Origin of the sequence: Desulfosalsimonas propionicica (genome assembly GCF_013761005.1) — a bacterium.
Classification (GTDB): domain Bacteria; phylum Desulfobacterota; class Desulfobacteria; order Desulfobacterales; family Desulfosalsimonadaceae; genus Desulfosalsimonas; species Desulfosalsimonas propionicica.
On sequence record NZ_JACDUS010000001.1, the window covers coordinates 388,752 to 402,854 of the forward strand.

Annotated in this window: 13 protein-coding genes; 3 read left to right on the plus strand and 10 right to left on the minus strand. The window is 55.8% G+C overall.

Annotation, left to right across the window (positions count from 1 at the left end; genetic code table 11):
- Window positions 1–27: 27 nt before the first annotated feature.
- Window positions 28–309: an HU family DNA-binding protein gene (locus tag HNR65_RS01725; RefSeq protein ID WP_181549710.1), complete on the minus strand. Its 282-nt coding sequence runs from the start codon at window positions 307–309 to the stop codon at window positions 28–30.
- 620 nt (window positions 310–929) lie between these two features.
- Here HNR65_RS01725 and HNR65_RS01730 point away from each other — a divergent pair.
- The gene (locus tag HNR65_RS01730) at window positions 930–1,856 is read left to right on the plus strand and encodes an EFR1 family ferrodoxin (RefSeq protein ID WP_181549711.1); all 927 of its coding nucleotides are present in this window, start codon (window positions 930–932) and stop codon (window positions 1,854–1,856) included.
- A gap of 18 nt (window positions 1,857–1,874) precedes the next feature.
- Here the strand turns inward: HNR65_RS01730 and HNR65_RS01735 are convergent, their stop codons facing one another.
- A complete protein-coding gene (locus HNR65_RS01735) occupies window positions 1,875–3,152 on the minus strand; it encodes a lytic murein transglycosylase (RefSeq protein WP_181549712.1) in 1,278 nt (425 codons plus the stop codon).
- A gap of 23 nt (window positions 3,153–3,175) precedes the next feature.
- On the minus strand, window positions 3,176–4,348 hold the full coding sequence (msrB, locus tag HNR65_RS01740) for a peptide-methionine (R)-S-oxide reductase MsrB (protein WP_181549713.1): 1,173 nt from the start codon (window positions 4,346–4,348) through the stop codon (window positions 3,176–3,178).
- A gap of 139 nt (window positions 4,349–4,487) precedes the next feature.
- Between msrB and pyrF the strand changes: the two genes are divergently transcribed.
- Complete coding sequence (gene pyrF / locus HNR65_RS01745) at window positions 4,488–5,231, plus strand: orotidine-5'-phosphate decarboxylase (RefSeq protein ID WP_181549714.1); 744 nt, start codon at window positions 4,488–4,490, stop codon at window positions 5,229–5,231.
- Between the two features lie 157 nt (window positions 5,232–5,388).
- On the opposite strand, the gene HNR65_RS01750 is transcribed toward pyrF, so the two are convergent.
- From HNR65_RS01750 to HNR65_RS01780, 7 genes are read right to left on the minus strand one after another with little or no spacing between them, the layout of a single operon-like run.
- Window positions 5,389–6,606 carry an aspartate kinase gene (locus tag HNR65_RS01750; RefSeq protein WP_181549715.1) on the minus strand — a complete coding sequence of 406 codons (1,218 nt, stop codon included), beginning with the start codon at window positions 6,604–6,606 and terminating at the stop codon, window positions 5,389–5,391.
- 6 nt (window positions 6,607–6,612) lie between these two features.
- The gene (tsaE, locus tag HNR65_RS01755; protein ID WP_181549716.1) at window positions 6,613–7,170 is read right to left on the minus strand and encodes a tRNA (adenosine(37)-N6)-threonylcarbamoyltransferase complex ATPase subunit type 1 TsaE; all 558 of its coding nucleotides are present in this window, start codon (window positions 7,168–7,170) and stop codon (window positions 6,613–6,615) included.
- A complete protein-coding gene (locus HNR65_RS01760) occupies window positions 7,148–8,740 on the minus strand; it encodes an NAD(P)H-hydrate dehydratase (protein WP_181549717.1) in 1,593 nt (530 codons plus the stop codon). The genes tsaE and HNR65_RS01760 overlap by 23 nt, the downstream gene beginning before the upstream one ends.
- Complete coding sequence (locus HNR65_RS01765) at window positions 8,740–9,465, minus strand: pyridoxine 5'-phosphate synthase (RefSeq protein ID WP_181549718.1); 726 nt, start codon at window positions 9,463–9,465, stop codon at window positions 8,740–8,742. The genes HNR65_RS01760 and HNR65_RS01765 overlap by 1 nt, the downstream gene beginning before the upstream one ends.
- Window positions 9,466–9,514: 49 nt before the next feature.
- Window positions 9,515–9,994, minus strand: coding sequence for an rRNA maturation RNase YbeY (gene ybeY, locus HNR65_RS01770; RefSeq protein WP_220128249.1), 480 nt, complete (start codon window positions 9,992–9,994; stop codon window positions 9,515–9,517).
- On the minus strand, window positions 9,894–12,296 hold the full coding sequence (locus tag HNR65_RS01775; RefSeq protein ID WP_181549720.1) for an HD family phosphohydrolase: 2,403 nt from the start codon (window positions 12,294–12,296) through the stop codon (window positions 9,894–9,896). Before HNR65_RS01775 ends, ybeY begins: the two co-directional genes overlap by 101 nt.
- A gap of 23 nt (window positions 12,297–12,319) precedes the next feature.
- The gene (locus HNR65_RS01780; protein ID WP_181549721.1) at window positions 12,320–13,312 is read right to left on the minus strand and encodes a PhoH family protein; all 993 of its coding nucleotides are present in this window, start codon (window positions 13,310–13,312) and stop codon (window positions 12,320–12,322) included.
- A gap of 259 nt (window positions 13,313–13,571) precedes the next feature.
- Between HNR65_RS01780 and HNR65_RS01785 the strand changes: the two genes are divergently transcribed.
- Entirely contained in the window at window positions 13,572–14,102 is a 531-nt protein-coding gene (locus HNR65_RS01785; protein ID WP_181549722.1) for a CvpA family protein, read from the plus strand.
- The last annotated feature ends 1 nt before the right edge of the window (window position 14,103 follow it).

Genomic DNA, 14,103 nt, shown 5'->3' on the forward strand with positions numbered 1-14,103 from the left:
TGATGTCCAGAGCAAGAACGGGGCCGATCAAAGGGAAGGCCGAAAGGTAACCATTTTGGGCGCATCCAGCACCATAGCCTCTCCCGTGGCCGGGTTTCTTCCTCGTTTGAAAGCCTTGTCTCTCGCCTGAAATTTCCCGAAACCGGAGACAAGGACATCTTCACCGTATTCAAGGCTGTTCTTTATAACTTCCAGGAGGGTCTTGAAAAGTTCAGTGGATTTTTTCTTGGAAAATCCAAGATCGTTGATTTGCGCGATAATTTTATTTTTTTCAGGGTCATAGATTCTCCTGGCTTGAAGAGTGAACATTTATCCCGGCTTCTTGGAGATGTTTGACAGGGCTTGTTATAATCTCTTGCATGCCGGGTTAAATGGAGAGTTTCCTTCAGAGAATCAACAGCAAACGCGGCAATAAAAATATGTAAAGTGCCTTTAAAATACACATATTTCGGAACTTGTCAATTAAAACGAAGTTTTATAGGGGGTTATGAGGAATAAAGAAAAAATTCAGGATGGGTTTTCCTCCATTTTGAAAGACTGGTAACGGCTCTGGTAGAATCAAAGTTAACAGATTGGGCAATTGTTGTTACTGGAACCGTTTTTATAAATCAAAATTCAATAATTGGGCCATGATGCAAAAAAATCCAAAGTCGCTTTAAAGAAGCCGTAAATTGCGTTATTTATTGATTTCCGGCGGGCGTTGGCTTCCGGGGGCCGGTTTTTGACTGGTCAACGTAACGGATTGCAGAGTAAATGTTGTAAGTGGTAACGTTATTTCAGTTGCCGGCAATCTGCCGGCGTGCCGGATTGGCCCGGCAGAACAGCAGAAAAACAAACCAACCGGCACTGCAGGCATCAGGCCCGGATTTTGCTTCTTGCAGGTAAACAAGACAAATGGACATGTTTAACCCCGGAAAGGAGTCTGACATATGAAAACGCTGATTATCTGTTTTTCCCAGACCGGCAATACGCACAAAATCGCAGAATGTATTGATCAGGGCATCACAGCGACAGGAAGCCAATGTGAGATGAAAACCTTAAATGAGACAGCTTCTGAATCCCTGTCCGAATATGATCTCATTGGACTCGGAGCCCCGGTGTTCTGGTATAAGGAGCCGCTAAATGTGCAGGATTTTATTGAAGCATTGCCGGAACAAAACAGCCGGCATTGGTTTGTGTTCTGCACCCACGCCAATGTAATCGGCAATTTTTTCCCTTCCATAACAGAGAAGCTGAGCAAAAGGGGCGCCAAGGTCATCGGGTTTCACCACAGTTACGCGGATCTAACGGTTCCGTTTTATCCCTACCCGAGCTACACCACCGGTCACCCGGATGAAATCGATTTTCAGGAGGCCAAAGCCTTTGGCGAAAATATTGTGGAGCGCAGCGTTCAGATTCAAAAAACCGGTGATGATGGACTGATTCCAGAGCCGGGCCCGGTGTCCTCCCAGGAGTGGATCGAGGAGAGCAAAACCATGACAAAGGAGAAAATCAGCCGGATCATACCCGAATTTACGATTAACACGGAAACCTGTATCCGGTGCCGCCTGTGCGAGGAAAACTGCCCGGTCGGCGGCATTGACATTGACGCGGAGCCCCCGCGTATTCAGGACCCCTGCATTTATTGCTGGCGCTGCGTGAGCATTTGCCCGACACTTTCGGTGGAGGCCGACTGGGCGCCGCTTGCGGCAATGGCGCCGGCCAATTACGCCCGGTACAGAAAAGAGCTGGATAAGGCCGCAGCCCGGGGGGAGTTTCGATGGCTCATTGATCCGGATACCATTGATCTCAATGACCCGCTATATAAGCAATGGCAGCGGCAATTGAAAAACCGGGAAAACCAAAAAAAGAAATAACGCAAACCCAAAGCGCTGCTATTGCGCGCGCAGCCGCTCAAGGAGTTTGGCAGAGGGATAACCGTCTGCGGCCAGATCATGGTTTTGCTGGAAGGCACGGATGGCAGCCCGGGTGCGCGGGCCGGCCACGCCGTCTGCCTGGCCGGCGTCAAAGCCCAGGCGGTTTAAGTTCTGTTGGATTTCCATGATCTGATTTCGCGAAAGGGTTTCATCGGCAGCATTCGGGCCGAAAAAAATCGGCGGCAGGCCAACAATGCGGTCTGCCAGATGGCCCACGGATATGGCATAGTTCACAGATCGGTTCCAGCGCATGATCGCGCGAAAATTATCAAACACAAGAAATGCCGGTCCGCTTTCCCCCTGGGGGAGAACCACTGATGCCTGCGTGTCTGCATTGGCAAGTGCTGTGCCGTCTGCGGCCTGCACACCCAGGTTTTTCCATTTTTCCACGCTTTTTTTTGTGTCCAGGGTGGCAAGGGAGAGGTTAAAATCCTTTGGGAGCCTTACCTGACGGCCCCAGTTCTGGTCCGGCCGCCACCCGATGCGGGAAAGAAAATTGGCTGCAGAGGCAAAGGCGTCGGGCAGGCTGCCCCAGATATCCTTGCGTCCGTTTCCGGTATAGTCCAGGGCGTAATGGTTAAAGGTAGACGGCATAAACTGCATGTGCCCCATGGCCCCGGCCCAGGAGCTGGTCATATCCCGGGGCCGCACATGGCCCTGGTCAATTATTTTAAGCGCGTGAATGAGTTCGGCGCGGAAAAAATCGGCCCGCCGCCGGTCATACGCCAGGGTGGCCAGGGCTTCCACGGCGTAAAACCCGCCCATGTGATTGCCGAAATGGGTCTCCAGGCCCCAGAAGGCAATAAGGTAGCGCGGGGCCACTCCGTATTGATCATAAATATCTTCGAGCAGGGCCCGGTGTTTTTCCAGCAGGGCCCGGCCCCGGTAGATCCGCTCCCGGGTGACCCGGCGGCGCAGATAGCTTCGGAAACTCCGGGTGAACTCCGGCTGGCGCCGGTCTAGCTCCACCACCCGGCGAACCGGGGCAAGATCACCCAGGGCTGCATCCAGGGTTTTTTCGGATATGCCCGCTTTTTTTGCCTCATTTCGCAGGTTTTGGAGCCATTTGTAAAAATCCCGTTCCGAGGGCTGCTCATTGCGATTGCTCTTTTCACCGGTTTGCCCGGCACGGGCGGTCTGCTTGCCGGGTGCCGCCGCCAGTGCCACTAAAATCAGTGTTATCAAAGCAAATACAAGTCTTCCGGACGCGTGCCTTTTGGCCCACTTAAACGTCATGCGTTGTCGGCTCCTTTAAAGCATTAAGAGTTTCCGCCTGCTGCGCTGGTTTTCTCCGTCTGGTCTTCAGGAAAAAGTTTTTCGTATTCCCCGTATCCTTCGGCCCCAAGCCGATGGGCCGGGATAAAGCGCATGGCGGCGGAGTTCATGCAGTAGCGCTTGCCTGTGGGCGGCGGGCCGTCGTCAAACACGTGGCCCAGATGGGAGTCGGCTATGCGGCTGCGTACTTCCGTGCGGGTCATAAACAGGCTCACATCGGCTTTTTCCACCACTGCATCCGGGGCAATGGGCCGGGTAAAACTGGGCCAGCCGGTACCGGACTTGAACTTGTCCGTGGAAGCAAAAAGCGGTTCACCAGAGACGATATCCACGTACAGTCCGGCCTCGGAGTTGTCCCAGTATGCATTGTCAAACGGACGTTCCGTGCCGTTTTCCTGTGTAACGTGATATTGCAGCTTTGACAACCGGTTTTGGATCTCTTCGTCAGGGGGCCGGTTCCAGGACGTCCCGGACGTGGTGTCATCGGGCTCATGAGCTTTTGGTTTGTCATTGTTCTGCCAGTGCTTTTTGATAAAACGGTCCCGGCCGGATCCAAAACGGTACATCTTGTAGCGCAGGGGGTTTTTTTCGTGATAATCCTGGTGATAATCTTCGGCAGCGTAAAATGTGGTATAGGGCCGGATCTCGGTGGCAATGGGGGCCTGAAACCGGCCGGAGGCCTCAAGTGCCGCTTTTGCGGCTTCTGCCCGGTTTTTCTGGTCATCTGAATGAAAAAAGATCACGGACCTGTACTGGGGCCCCCGGTCGGCAAACGAGCCGCCGGCGTCTGTGGGGTCGATCTGGTGCCAGTAGACATCAAGCAGCTGGTCATAGCTGATCAGCGCCGGGTCATAGGTGATCTGCACGGCTTCCACGTGCCGGGTTGCACCCGAGCTGACCTGTTCGTATGTGGGATTTTCCCGGCTGCCCCCGGCGTATCCGGAAACCACGGAACCCACCCCTTCGAGATTTTCAAAGGGCGGGACCATACACCAGAAACAGCCACCGGCAAAGGTTGCAATGCGCGTTTTTGCGGATTGATCCGTTGTGTTCATTGCATGGGACTCCTTTTGTTGCGATATCAGGAAACCGGTGACAAAACCCGCAGCAGCCGTGATCACCAGCAGGCAGGTCAGTATTTGTTTTTTTGTTTTCATCAGCGGTTTTCCTTTTCCGTTTCGCCCAAAAATCCGTACTCTGGATCAATAAGATAATACGGATGCAGCATCCGGCAATCTATGGTTTGAAATTTTTGGCCTGAATTGATATCTGAAAAGGAAAACAAAGGGCGGGACAATGGCAGAAAAAAAGACAGCAGCAGATTGTATCGTGTTTCCCCTGGATCTGCCCACCGTGGCCGAGGCAGCCGAATATGCCCGGCAGCTTTCGGGCAGGGTGGGAATGTTTAAAATCGGCCTGGAGCTGTTTATCTCAGGCCGGGGGCAAATCATTGAGACCATCCGTGAAAGCGGGGATTCGGCCATCTTTCTGGATTTGAAGCTCCACGACATTCCGGCCACAGTGGGCCGGGCCATGGAGCGCATTGCCGCATGGGACGGGGTGGTGTTTGCCACGGTGCATTGCGGGGAATCTCCGGCCATGCTCAAAGCCGCGGTACGCGGCAGCAGCGGCCGGGTGGGCGTTCTGGGGGTAACGGTTTTGACAAGTGTTTCCGGAAAGGATTTGCAAAAGGCCGGGTTTGATCCGGTTTATGCCGATGATCCCGGCGCCCTTGTTATGAAGCGCGCGCAGATGGTCAGGGATGCCGGATGCGCCGGAGTTGTCTGCTCGGGCCACGAGGCCGCAGCCATCAAGGCCGAATTCGGCAGCGATTTTGTTACCATGGTGCCGGGTATCCGGCCGGCCGGCTCGGTTGGAAAAGACGATCAAAAGCGCGTGGTCACCCCGGGGCAGGCAGTTCAAAACGGGGCGGATTACCTGGTCATCGGCCGGCCCATCCGGGATGCGGATGATCCCGGGAAAGCCGCGGAACAAATCGCCGCTGAAATCCGGGAAGCCGCGGGCGGCGGCCTGGCCTGAGCACTGGTCAGGCAGCGGTAACGCCCGGGCTTAAATGCCGAAAAACAGCCGCTTGAAAACCAGTGCCAGTATCACCGCGGCCACGATGAGCACCATGATGAGCTGGTCAGGGGAAAAGCTTTTCATGGCCTGTTTTGCTCTGCCTCCTGGCGGCACGTTACTCGTTGTCGAGAGCAAATGCCGTGTGAAGGGCCCGCACGGCCAGTTCCGTGTATTTTTCCTCGATCACGCAGGAAATCCGGATTTCCGAGGTGGAGATCATCAGGATGTTGATGTTTTCCGCAGACAGGGTGGCAAACATTTTCGAGGCCACCCCGGAGTGGCTGCGCATGCCTACCCCGATCACCGAAACCTTGGCGATATCCTCGTCTCCGAGCACTTCCTCGGCCCCGATTTCTCCGGCCACCTTTTTTTCGATCTCCATGGCTGCGCCAAAGTCGGATTTGGGAACCGTAAAGGTCAGATCGGTCATGTGGCTCAAACGGGTGTTCTGGATGATCATGTCCACACCGATGCCGGCTTCGGCAATGGGGGCCAGGATCTTTGAGGCAATGCCCGGCTTGTCAGGCACCTTGCGCAGGGTTATGCGTGCCTCGTTCTTGTTGTGGGTAACCCCGGAGACCACGACCTTTTCCATATTGGCATCTTCATGAACCACCATGGTTCCTTCCTCCTCGTTAAACGATGACCTGACGTGCAGGGGCACGTTGTATTTTTTGGCAAACTCCACGGACCGGATCTGGAGGACCTTGGCCCCCAGGCTGGCCATCTCCAGCATTTCGTCGTAGGCGATGCGCGACAGCTTGCGCGCTTTGGCGCAGATGTTGGGATCAGCCGTGTAAATGCCGTCCACATCCGTGTAGATCTCGCACTGGTCGGCGTTTAAGGCCGCGGCCACGGCAACCGCAGACGTATCCGACCCGCCGCGGCCCAGGGTGGTGATATCGCCCTGTGCGTCCACACCCTGAAATCCCGCCACCACCACGATGTTGCCCTGCCCCAGCAGATCCCTGATGCGGCGGGCACCGATTTCCTGAATCCGGGCGCGGTTGTAGCTGCTGTCGGTGAGGATTTCAGCCTGGTGGCCCAGCATGGAGCGGGCCTTGTATCCCATGGCCTGAAGCGTCATGGCCATCAGCGACACCGTGGTCTGCTCGCCTGTGGCCAGAAGCACGTCCATTTCCCGGCAGTCCGGGGTGCCGCAGATATTGCCGGCCATGGATATCAACTGATCGGTGACCCCGCTCATGGCAGACAGAATCACCACAACGTCGTTTCCCGCATCCCGGGTTCGAACCACGCGTTTGGCCACGTTTCGGATCCGGTCCAGATCGCCCACCGATGTTCCGCCGTATTTTTGCACTATCAACGCCATATCGCGTTATCCTCGCAGAAATTGAAAGTCCTTTGTTTTTTGTAAGGCTCCTACCAGATTTGGGGCATCCGGTCCATAAAAATCCAGGGCAAATCCCCGCCGGTCATTTCCACAGACCCGGATCCGGATGAAGATATCCGGCCTGAGATCGGCAAAGTCCAGGCGCTCAGCCCATTCCACGGCCACCACGTTTGAACCCTCAAATATGTCGTCAAAACCCAGGTCCTCGAGATCCCCGCCGCCGTCAATGCGGTAGAGATCCACGTGAAACAGCCGGCGGTCCCCCGGATATTCATTGATCAGTGTGTATGTGGGACTGGTGACAGCCGTGCGCTCATCCACCCCCAGGCCCCGGGCCAGGCCCTGGACAAAAACGGTCTTGCCCGCCCCGAGATCTCCGCCAAGACCGATCACGCAGGGTCGCTGGCGATTCTGCTGCCGGATGCAGGCGCCCAGGGCCGCGGCCAGGTCAAAGCTTTGGGCATGGCTTTGGGTGGTTGTCTTTAATACGGCCCGGGGTTCGGGAAAATCTTTTGGCCGATCAGAGCAGGGGCCGGCAGTCATGGGCCATGTCCGTAAATGCGCCGGAATCAATTGCGCCAAAGGTTTCCGGCAGATGATCCATCACATCCCCGGCCATGTACCCGACTGGTCCCCGGTTTTTGGCCAGCAGGTCTGCGGCGGCGCCGTGCAGATAAACCCCGAGATGGCAGGCGGCATCAGCTGCCACCCCCTGGGCGGTAAACCCGGCGATCATGCCGGTTAATACATCACCCATGCCGCCGGAGGCCATACCCGGGTTACCCGTGGTATTTACGAAAACCCGACCGTCAGGGTGGGCGATCACGGTTCGTGCACCCTTGAGCACCAGGAGCACCCCTTGGGCTTTTGCAAAGTTTCGGGCGGCGCTCACCCGGTCGGCCTGGATTTCCGCCGTGGAAGTTTTCGCCAGCCGGGCCATTTCCCCGGGATGCGGCGTAAGAATGATTTCGGCGCGTTTGTTTTTCAGCACCCCCAGGCACCCGGCCAGGTTGTTTAATCCGTCTGCATCCACAACCACTGGAACAGGGCTGTTTTCGATCAGAGCGCACACCAGTTCCCGGGTGGTGTCTGCCGTGCCCATACCCGGGCCCAGGGCCAGGCAGGATTTGTCTGAAAGCATGGAAACAATGGGTTCCAGACTGTCTTTGCCCAGAGTTCCGCCCCGGGCTTCTGCCAGGGGGCGGGTCATGGTTTCCAGGCCCCGGCTCTCCACGATGGTGTTGATGCTTTCAGGCACGGCCAGGGTCACCAGGCCCGCGCCGGCGCGCATGGCCGCAGTGGCGGCCATGACAGCAGCCCCGGATTTGCCGGTGCTGCCGGCGGCCACCAGCACGTGGCCGGTCTGGCCCTTGTGGCTCTGTTGGTCCCGGGCCGGCAGCCGTGAGCGGATCCACCCGGAGGTGAGCACCTGGTGCCGGGGGTTTGCTGCCCGGACAATGTGGGGGGGGATGCCAATGTCGATGATGAAAAGTTTTCCAGTGTATCGGGCTCCTGGCAGCAGCATATGGCCCAGCTTGGCAAATGCAAACGTGGCCGTGGCATCGGCTTTTACACAGATGCCGCAGGGCTGGCCGGTTTCGGTGTGCAGGCCCGAGGCAATGTCTACACAAAATACCGGTGCGGATACCTGGTTGATGAAATCAATGATGTCTCTGAAATACCCCTTTACCTCGGAATCCAGACCTGTGCCCAAAATCGCATCAACTATCAGATGACATTGCGCGATTTCCTCTTTGTACCGGCTGAAGGTGAGGTCATCGGGCATTTCCGTGACCGGTATGCCAAGGGTCTCAAGGTGTTTGAAGTTGGCGGCCGCATCCCCCCTGAGCCGGTCCCGGGAGGCCAGCAGGTACACGGCTGCGTCCACGCCGTGCTGGGCAAGGTAGCGGGCGATCACGAACCCGTCTCCGCCGTTGTTGCCTTTTCCGGCAATAACGGCCACCCTGCGGCTGTAGATTTCCGGCCAGGTGTCAAAAATGGCGCGCACCGCGCCACGGCCGGCGTTTTCCATGAGGACCCGGCCGGGCAGGCCGAAGGTTTCAATGGTTTGCCGGTCCATCTCCCGCATTTCATCGGCTGTCAGGATATACATCACAGCTCCTTGATCAGGTTGCGCATTTCCCGAACGGCCTTTTCCATGCCCGCCAGGGCGGCCCTGGAGACAATGGAATGGCCGATGCTGAATTCGTCAATGATCCGGGTGCCGGCAAACCACCCGATGGTGTTATAGCAAAGCCCGTGGCCGGCATTGACCCCCAGGCCCAGTTCATGGGCCAGGTGTGCGGCATCTGTTATGGCGGAAAACTGGGCCTTTTTATCCCCCGGATCAGAGGCCTCGCAGAATGCGCCGGTGTGGATTTCCACCATGTCCGCGCCGGTATCAGCTGAAGCGCGGATTTGTATGGCATCCGGGTCGATAAACAGGCTTACCGGGACGGCCGCGCTGTGCAGGGATTCAACGGCTTTTTGGGTGACCTCTGCCAGGCCGCGCACGTCCAGGCCCCCTTCGGTGGTCAGCTCGGTTCGCTTTTCCGGCACCAGGGTCACCAGATCGGGCCTGAGGTCTGCGGCAATGGAGATCATTTCATCTGTGGCCGCCATTTCAAGGATGAGTCGCGATTGCACGGTTTTTCGCAGCAAATATACGTCCCGGTCCTGGATGTGGCGCCGGTCTTCGCGAAGATGTACCACAATACCGTCAGCCCCTCCGAGTTCGGCCAGCAAGGCCGCGTGAACCGGGTCCGGGTAAGCGGTTGCACCGCCCCTTGCCTGGCGCAGGGTTGCAATGTGATCCACGTTGACTGCCAGTCCGGCCATGGTTTTTTCCTTTCTTTCTCCTTGTTGCTGTTCTGTTGTGTCCATCTTCTCAGACCGGGGCGATCATCTGTCCCGGGTTTTCCGGCAGATTGGTTTTTTTTAAATGATCTGTCAGCACCCGGCTTTTTTCCGCCATCTGCCGGGCGTCTGCATCATTGGTTTCATGGTCGTATCCCAGAAGATGCAAAATACCATGAATGAGCAGTTCGGTAAACCGCTCGGCCACAGGGTATCCCGCATCCACTGCCTCTTTTTCCGCGGTCTGAAGAGAGATGATCACGTCTCCGAGCAGCTCGGGCTGCACTTCCGGAAATTCCGGATCTCCCATGGGAAAGGCGATCACGTTGGTGGGTCCGGATCGTTTGAGGTATTGGCGGTTGATCTCTGCGATGTGCTCATCGTCTGTGACCACAAGGGAGAGTTCAGCTTCAGCCTTGTCCAAGGCGTTTAAGAGTTCCCGGGCGGTCGTCTGTATTTGATCCATTGATATTTTGTAAAGAGTCTGGTTGTTTGTGATCAGAACGGCCATTTTTTTCCTTTGCACTGCCTGGGGTTGGCTTTTCCGGGTAATCGATTCTGTGATGATAGATCCCGGTCAAAATTTTCATGAAGCTTTTGGCGATATGGTGCAGGTCCTTTAATGTCAGGGGGCATTCATCGAGCTGGTTGTCTGAAAAGGTCTTGTTGATCAGCTGCTGCACCAGGCCCTGGATGCGCGAGGCAGTGGGATGTTCAACGGTTCGCGCGGCCGCCTCCACCTGGTCGGCCAGCATGACCAGCGCGGTTTCCTTGGTCTGGGGTTTGGGGCCCGGGTAGCGGAAGTTGTCAATGTTGACCGGCTGGTCTTTTTTCTGTTTTTTGGCTTTTTCGTAAAAATAGCTGATCAGGCTGGTGCCGTGGTGCTGGCGGATGGCGTCAATGATTTCCTGGCCCAGCTTGTTTGCCCGGGCCAGTTCCACGCCGTTTTTCACGTGCGAGATCAGAATCAGGCACGACATGGACGGGGCCAGCTTGTTGTGGATGTTTTTGCCCTCGCTCTGGTTTTCAATAAAGTGAAGGGGGTTTTTGAGCTTTCCGATATCGTGGTAGTATCCGCAAACTTTTGCCAGAAGGGGGTTGGCGCCGATCTCAGAGGCTGCTGCCTCCACCAGGGAACCCACGATAACGCTGTGGTGATAGGTGCCGGGTGCCTCTAACATCAGCCGGCGCATCAGGGGCTGATCCAGGTTGGACAGCTCCAGAAGCGTGCTGTCTGTGGTAAAGCCGAATCCCATTTCCACCAGCGGGGCCACCCCGATGGTGACAATGCTTGCGCTGATGCCGCCGATAAAGGCAAATGTCCAGTCCCAGAAAATTTCCGGCACTCCGAGGTTGAGGCTGTAGATATTGATAATGGCCACCAGCGCCATGTTAAACAGACCCAGCTTGGCCCCTGTTTTGATCAAATCCCTGCGGTGTCGGCAGTGGCGCGACCAGTAGGCGCCCATCACGCTGTTTATCAGAAAATACAGGCTCATGAGATAGGCGTTTTCAAACAGCAGGCCCGTGAGCAGGGCCGTAACAACGGCAAGGGGAAATGCCACGGAAAAACCCATGAACTGGCAGATGATCATGGCCCCGGCCGCCAGGGGAATGCCGTAGAACATGCAGGAGGCGTTCAGGGAATATGTCATTTCCTCTGACAGGGACACGGCCAGGGAAACCGAAACCTGTGCGATCAGAAAGGCGCTGACCATGACCGCGGCCAGAAACAAAAGCCGGCCTGAGGGGTTGTGGGCTATTTCCGGGCGGTGGCGCAGATGGATGAGATAGGTGACCATCAGCAGGACAAAAATGATCAATCCGGTGCCCAGGGCCTTTCCCAGAAGTTTCTTTTTTCCCCCCTGGTGCGCTATGGCCTGGAGCTTGAGCATGTCGGTTTCTGAGATGCGCTCGCCTTCCCGCAGAATCATTTCGCCCTTCTTAATCTGGTACATGATGGGCTTGATGGATTTTTCCGCGGCATCACGCCGTTTTTCGGTCTCGCTTTTGTTTAAAGTGATATTGGGCTGCACCAGGCGCTGGGTAAAGTCCACGATCAGGTTGACGAGGTTGTATTCCATGCCCTTTAGCATGGGATCGCCGATGATGCGCACCATGGTCTTGGCCTGGTCCAGGCTGTAGAACTGCCGCAGGTTGGTAATGTGGCGCTCGTTTCCGCTTCCCACGGTTTTTAAGACAATGCCCCGGTCGTTTTCCCGCAGCAGCAGTTCCTTGTTGGACACCACCCCGTTTGTCAGCACCTCGGTGAGAATGCGGTTTATCAGCTCGGGGATTTTTGGGGAGAACTTTTCGTTGAACAGGATGCTGTATGCGCCGTTGCTGATGGAAATGCCCAGGGTTTTTTCAAATTCCTGCTTTTTCTCCCACACCTGGTTGCGCAGGTTTAGCTTCCGGGTGTTTTCCACAGCCTCTGAAACCGGCACCCCTTCCTGTTGGCCAAGGGCGGGGGGTTGTTCAAAAACCGCCCGGGGGGTGGCAAAGGCCATGTTAACGCGGTTTTTTAACTGATCGATCAGGGAAACATCATGGTCGTATACCGTAAGCACCCGGTCGCGGCTTTCCTGCTGCTTTTTGCGGGTGGCCCGCCCGTCTTCAATAAAAACGTCCCTGGCGGCCTTGATGTTTTCATCGGCAATGTCGCCAACCTGGTATGGGGTCTGGATGACAATGAGTTTGGGATAAAAAATCAGCGTGGAAACAAGGGTGGCCGCAGCCAAAATGCCAATGACGATCCAGGCCGTGAGGTTGGGTTTTTTGACTGAAATATCAGTGCGTTGGAAGATGTTCATGGGCGTCCTGGCAAGGAAGGCTGTTATTGCCTTTGGGTATCAGCGGTCTGGTTGTCATTGCGCTCGTAGGCGTCAATGATTTTCTGCACCAGCTTGTGGCGCACCACGTCTCGCTTGGAAAAAAACACAAATTCAATGCCGGCGATCTCCGCCAGCAACTTTTTGGCCTCTACAAGCCCGGAGGCCCGGTTCTTGGGCAGGTCGCTCTGGGTGATGTCTCCGGTGATAACGGCCTTGGAGTTAAACCCGATGCGGGTAAGAAACATCTTCATCTGCTCGGAGGTGGAATTTTGGGCTTCATCTAAGATGATAAAGGCGTCATTTAAGGTCCGGCCCCGCATAAAGGCCAGGGGAGCCACCTCGATGACCCCCTGTTCGATAAGCCCCCCGGCTTTTTCAAAGGGCATCATGTCATGCAGTGCGTCATATAAGGGCCGCAAATAGGGATTGACCTTTTCCGCCAGGTCCCCGGGCAGAAATCCCAGGGCCTCGCCGGCTTCCACTGCCGGTCGGGTGAGGATGATCCGGCTGACCTTTTTTCTGGCCAGGGCGGCCACGGCCATGGCCATGGCCAGATAGGTTTTCCCGGTTCCTGCCGGGCCGATGCCAAAGACGATGTCGTGGTTGCGCACCGCATCAATGTATTGTTTCTGAACCGGGCTCTTGGGGGTGATGGTGCGCCGGCCGGAAGTAATATACACCGTATCCAGAAAGATTTCTTTTAATTTCACGCTGCAGTCCCGGCACAGCACATTGGCTGCGTAATCCACATCATTGGGATAGACCGGGTATCCCTCCTTTAGCAGGCCATAGAGCTGGTTTAAAATCTCGCAGGCCAGCTCGGCTGAAACAGAGTCGCCTTCCACGAGCACCCCGTTTCCCCTGGCGTGAATCTTTGCCCCGGAGGATTCGGCGATTCGTTGCAGATTGGCGTTATGGGTGCCAAACAGGCTCCGGGCCAGGGCCGGGTCTGGAAAGGTTAATTCTGTTCGGGTTTTTTCCTGGTAATTCATCATAAGGTGCAATGCAGTGGGTAAAAAGTTTTATAGCCGGGTTGTTATTACCCGGTGCTGTATACAGATTTTGTATATCACGGGCAATTCATATTTTGCAATTGACAAAATAAGCCCGGTTTGCCGGGAAAACGAGCTTGACGGTTTTTTCCCCCTCTGTTAGTCAACAAATGGGTCCTTCTGCCGTTTTTAAAGAGGCTTCCATAATAATGATCCTGCGGGCCTTGTCAACAACCCGGCCTGCCCAAAAGGAATTTTGGGGATGAATCCGTTTGACATGGTCATTGTTGTCATTCTCAGTTACAGCATTATCCGGGGCGCTTTCCGGGGTGTGATCCGGGAGGTGGCGGCCATTGTGGGCGTGGTCGGGGGCTTCTATGCGGCCTTTATGCATCATGATCTCCTGGCCCCGCTGCTTTCCGGGTGGATTGAGAATCTGCACTACATCTATATCGCCTCTTTTCTGATTCTGTTTTGCGTGTTTTTTCTGGCCGCCACCCTGGCGGGATTTTTGCTTCGTACGCTTCTTAAGCTGATGTTGCTGGGCGTTATTGACCGGGTGCTGGGGGCGGTATTCGGGGCGTTAAAGGCCGTGGTCCTGGTTTCCCTGCTGTTTTTTCTCCTGATTACCTTTCTGCCCGCCGGCGGCCGGCAAATGGTGCATGAATCGGTTATGGCCCCGCGCATTAACGCTGTTGCAGGGGGTGTGGCCCGGGTGATTCCCCGGGATGTCCGCCAGTCCGTGGCCCAAAGAATGCAGGATCTGAAAACCGAGTGGGAGAAAAACCAATAAG

Bases quoted from the DNA above. Each gene is read 5' to 3' on its own strand.
- HNR65_RS01725 (WP_181549710.1), bottom strand. From the start codon at position 309: ATGTTCACTCTTCAAGCCAGGAGAATCTATGACCCTGAAAAAAATAAA.
- HNR65_RS01730 (WP_181549711.1), top strand. From the start codon at position 930: ATGAAAACGCTGATTATCTGTTTTTCCCAGACCGGCAATACGCACAAA.
- HNR65_RS01735 (WP_181549712.1), bottom strand. From the start codon at position 3,152: ATGACGTTTAAGTGGGCCAAAAGGCACGCGTCCGGAAGACTTGTATTT.
- msrB (WP_181549713.1), bottom strand. From the start codon at position 4,348: ATGAAAACAAAAAAACAAATACTGACCTGCCTGCTGGTGATCACGGCT.
- pyrF (WP_181549714.1), top strand. From the start codon at position 4,488: ATGGCAGAAAAAAAGACAGCAGCAGATTGTATCGTGTTTCCCCTGGAT.
- HNR65_RS01750 (WP_181549715.1), bottom strand. From the start codon at position 6,606: ATGGCGTTGATAGTGCAAAAATACGGCGGAACATCGGTGGGCGATCTG.
- tsaE (WP_181549716.1), bottom strand. From the start codon at position 7,170: ATGACTGCCGGCCCCTGCTCTGATCGGCCAAAAGATTTTCCCGAACCC.
- HNR65_RS01760 (WP_181549717.1), bottom strand. From the start codon at position 8,740: ATGTATATCCTGACAGCCGATGAAATGCGGGAGATGGACCGGCAAACC.
- HNR65_RS01765 (WP_181549718.1), bottom strand. From the start codon at position 9,465: ATGGCCGGACTGGCAGTCAACGTGGATCACATTGCAACCCTGCGCCAG.
- ybeY (WP_220128249.1), bottom strand. From the start codon at position 9,994: ATGGCCGTTCTGATCACAAACAACCAGACTCTTTACAAAATATCAATG.
- HNR65_RS01775 (WP_181549720.1), bottom strand. From the start codon at position 12,296: ATGAACATCTTCCAACGCACTGATATTTCAGTCAAAAAACCCAACCTC.
- HNR65_RS01780 (WP_181549721.1), bottom strand. From the start codon at position 13,312: ATGATGAATTACCAGGAAAAAACCCGAACAGAATTAACCTTTCCAGAC.
- HNR65_RS01785 (WP_181549722.1), top strand. From the start codon at position 13,572: ATGAATCCGTTTGACATGGTCATTGTTGTCATTCTCAGTTACAGCATT.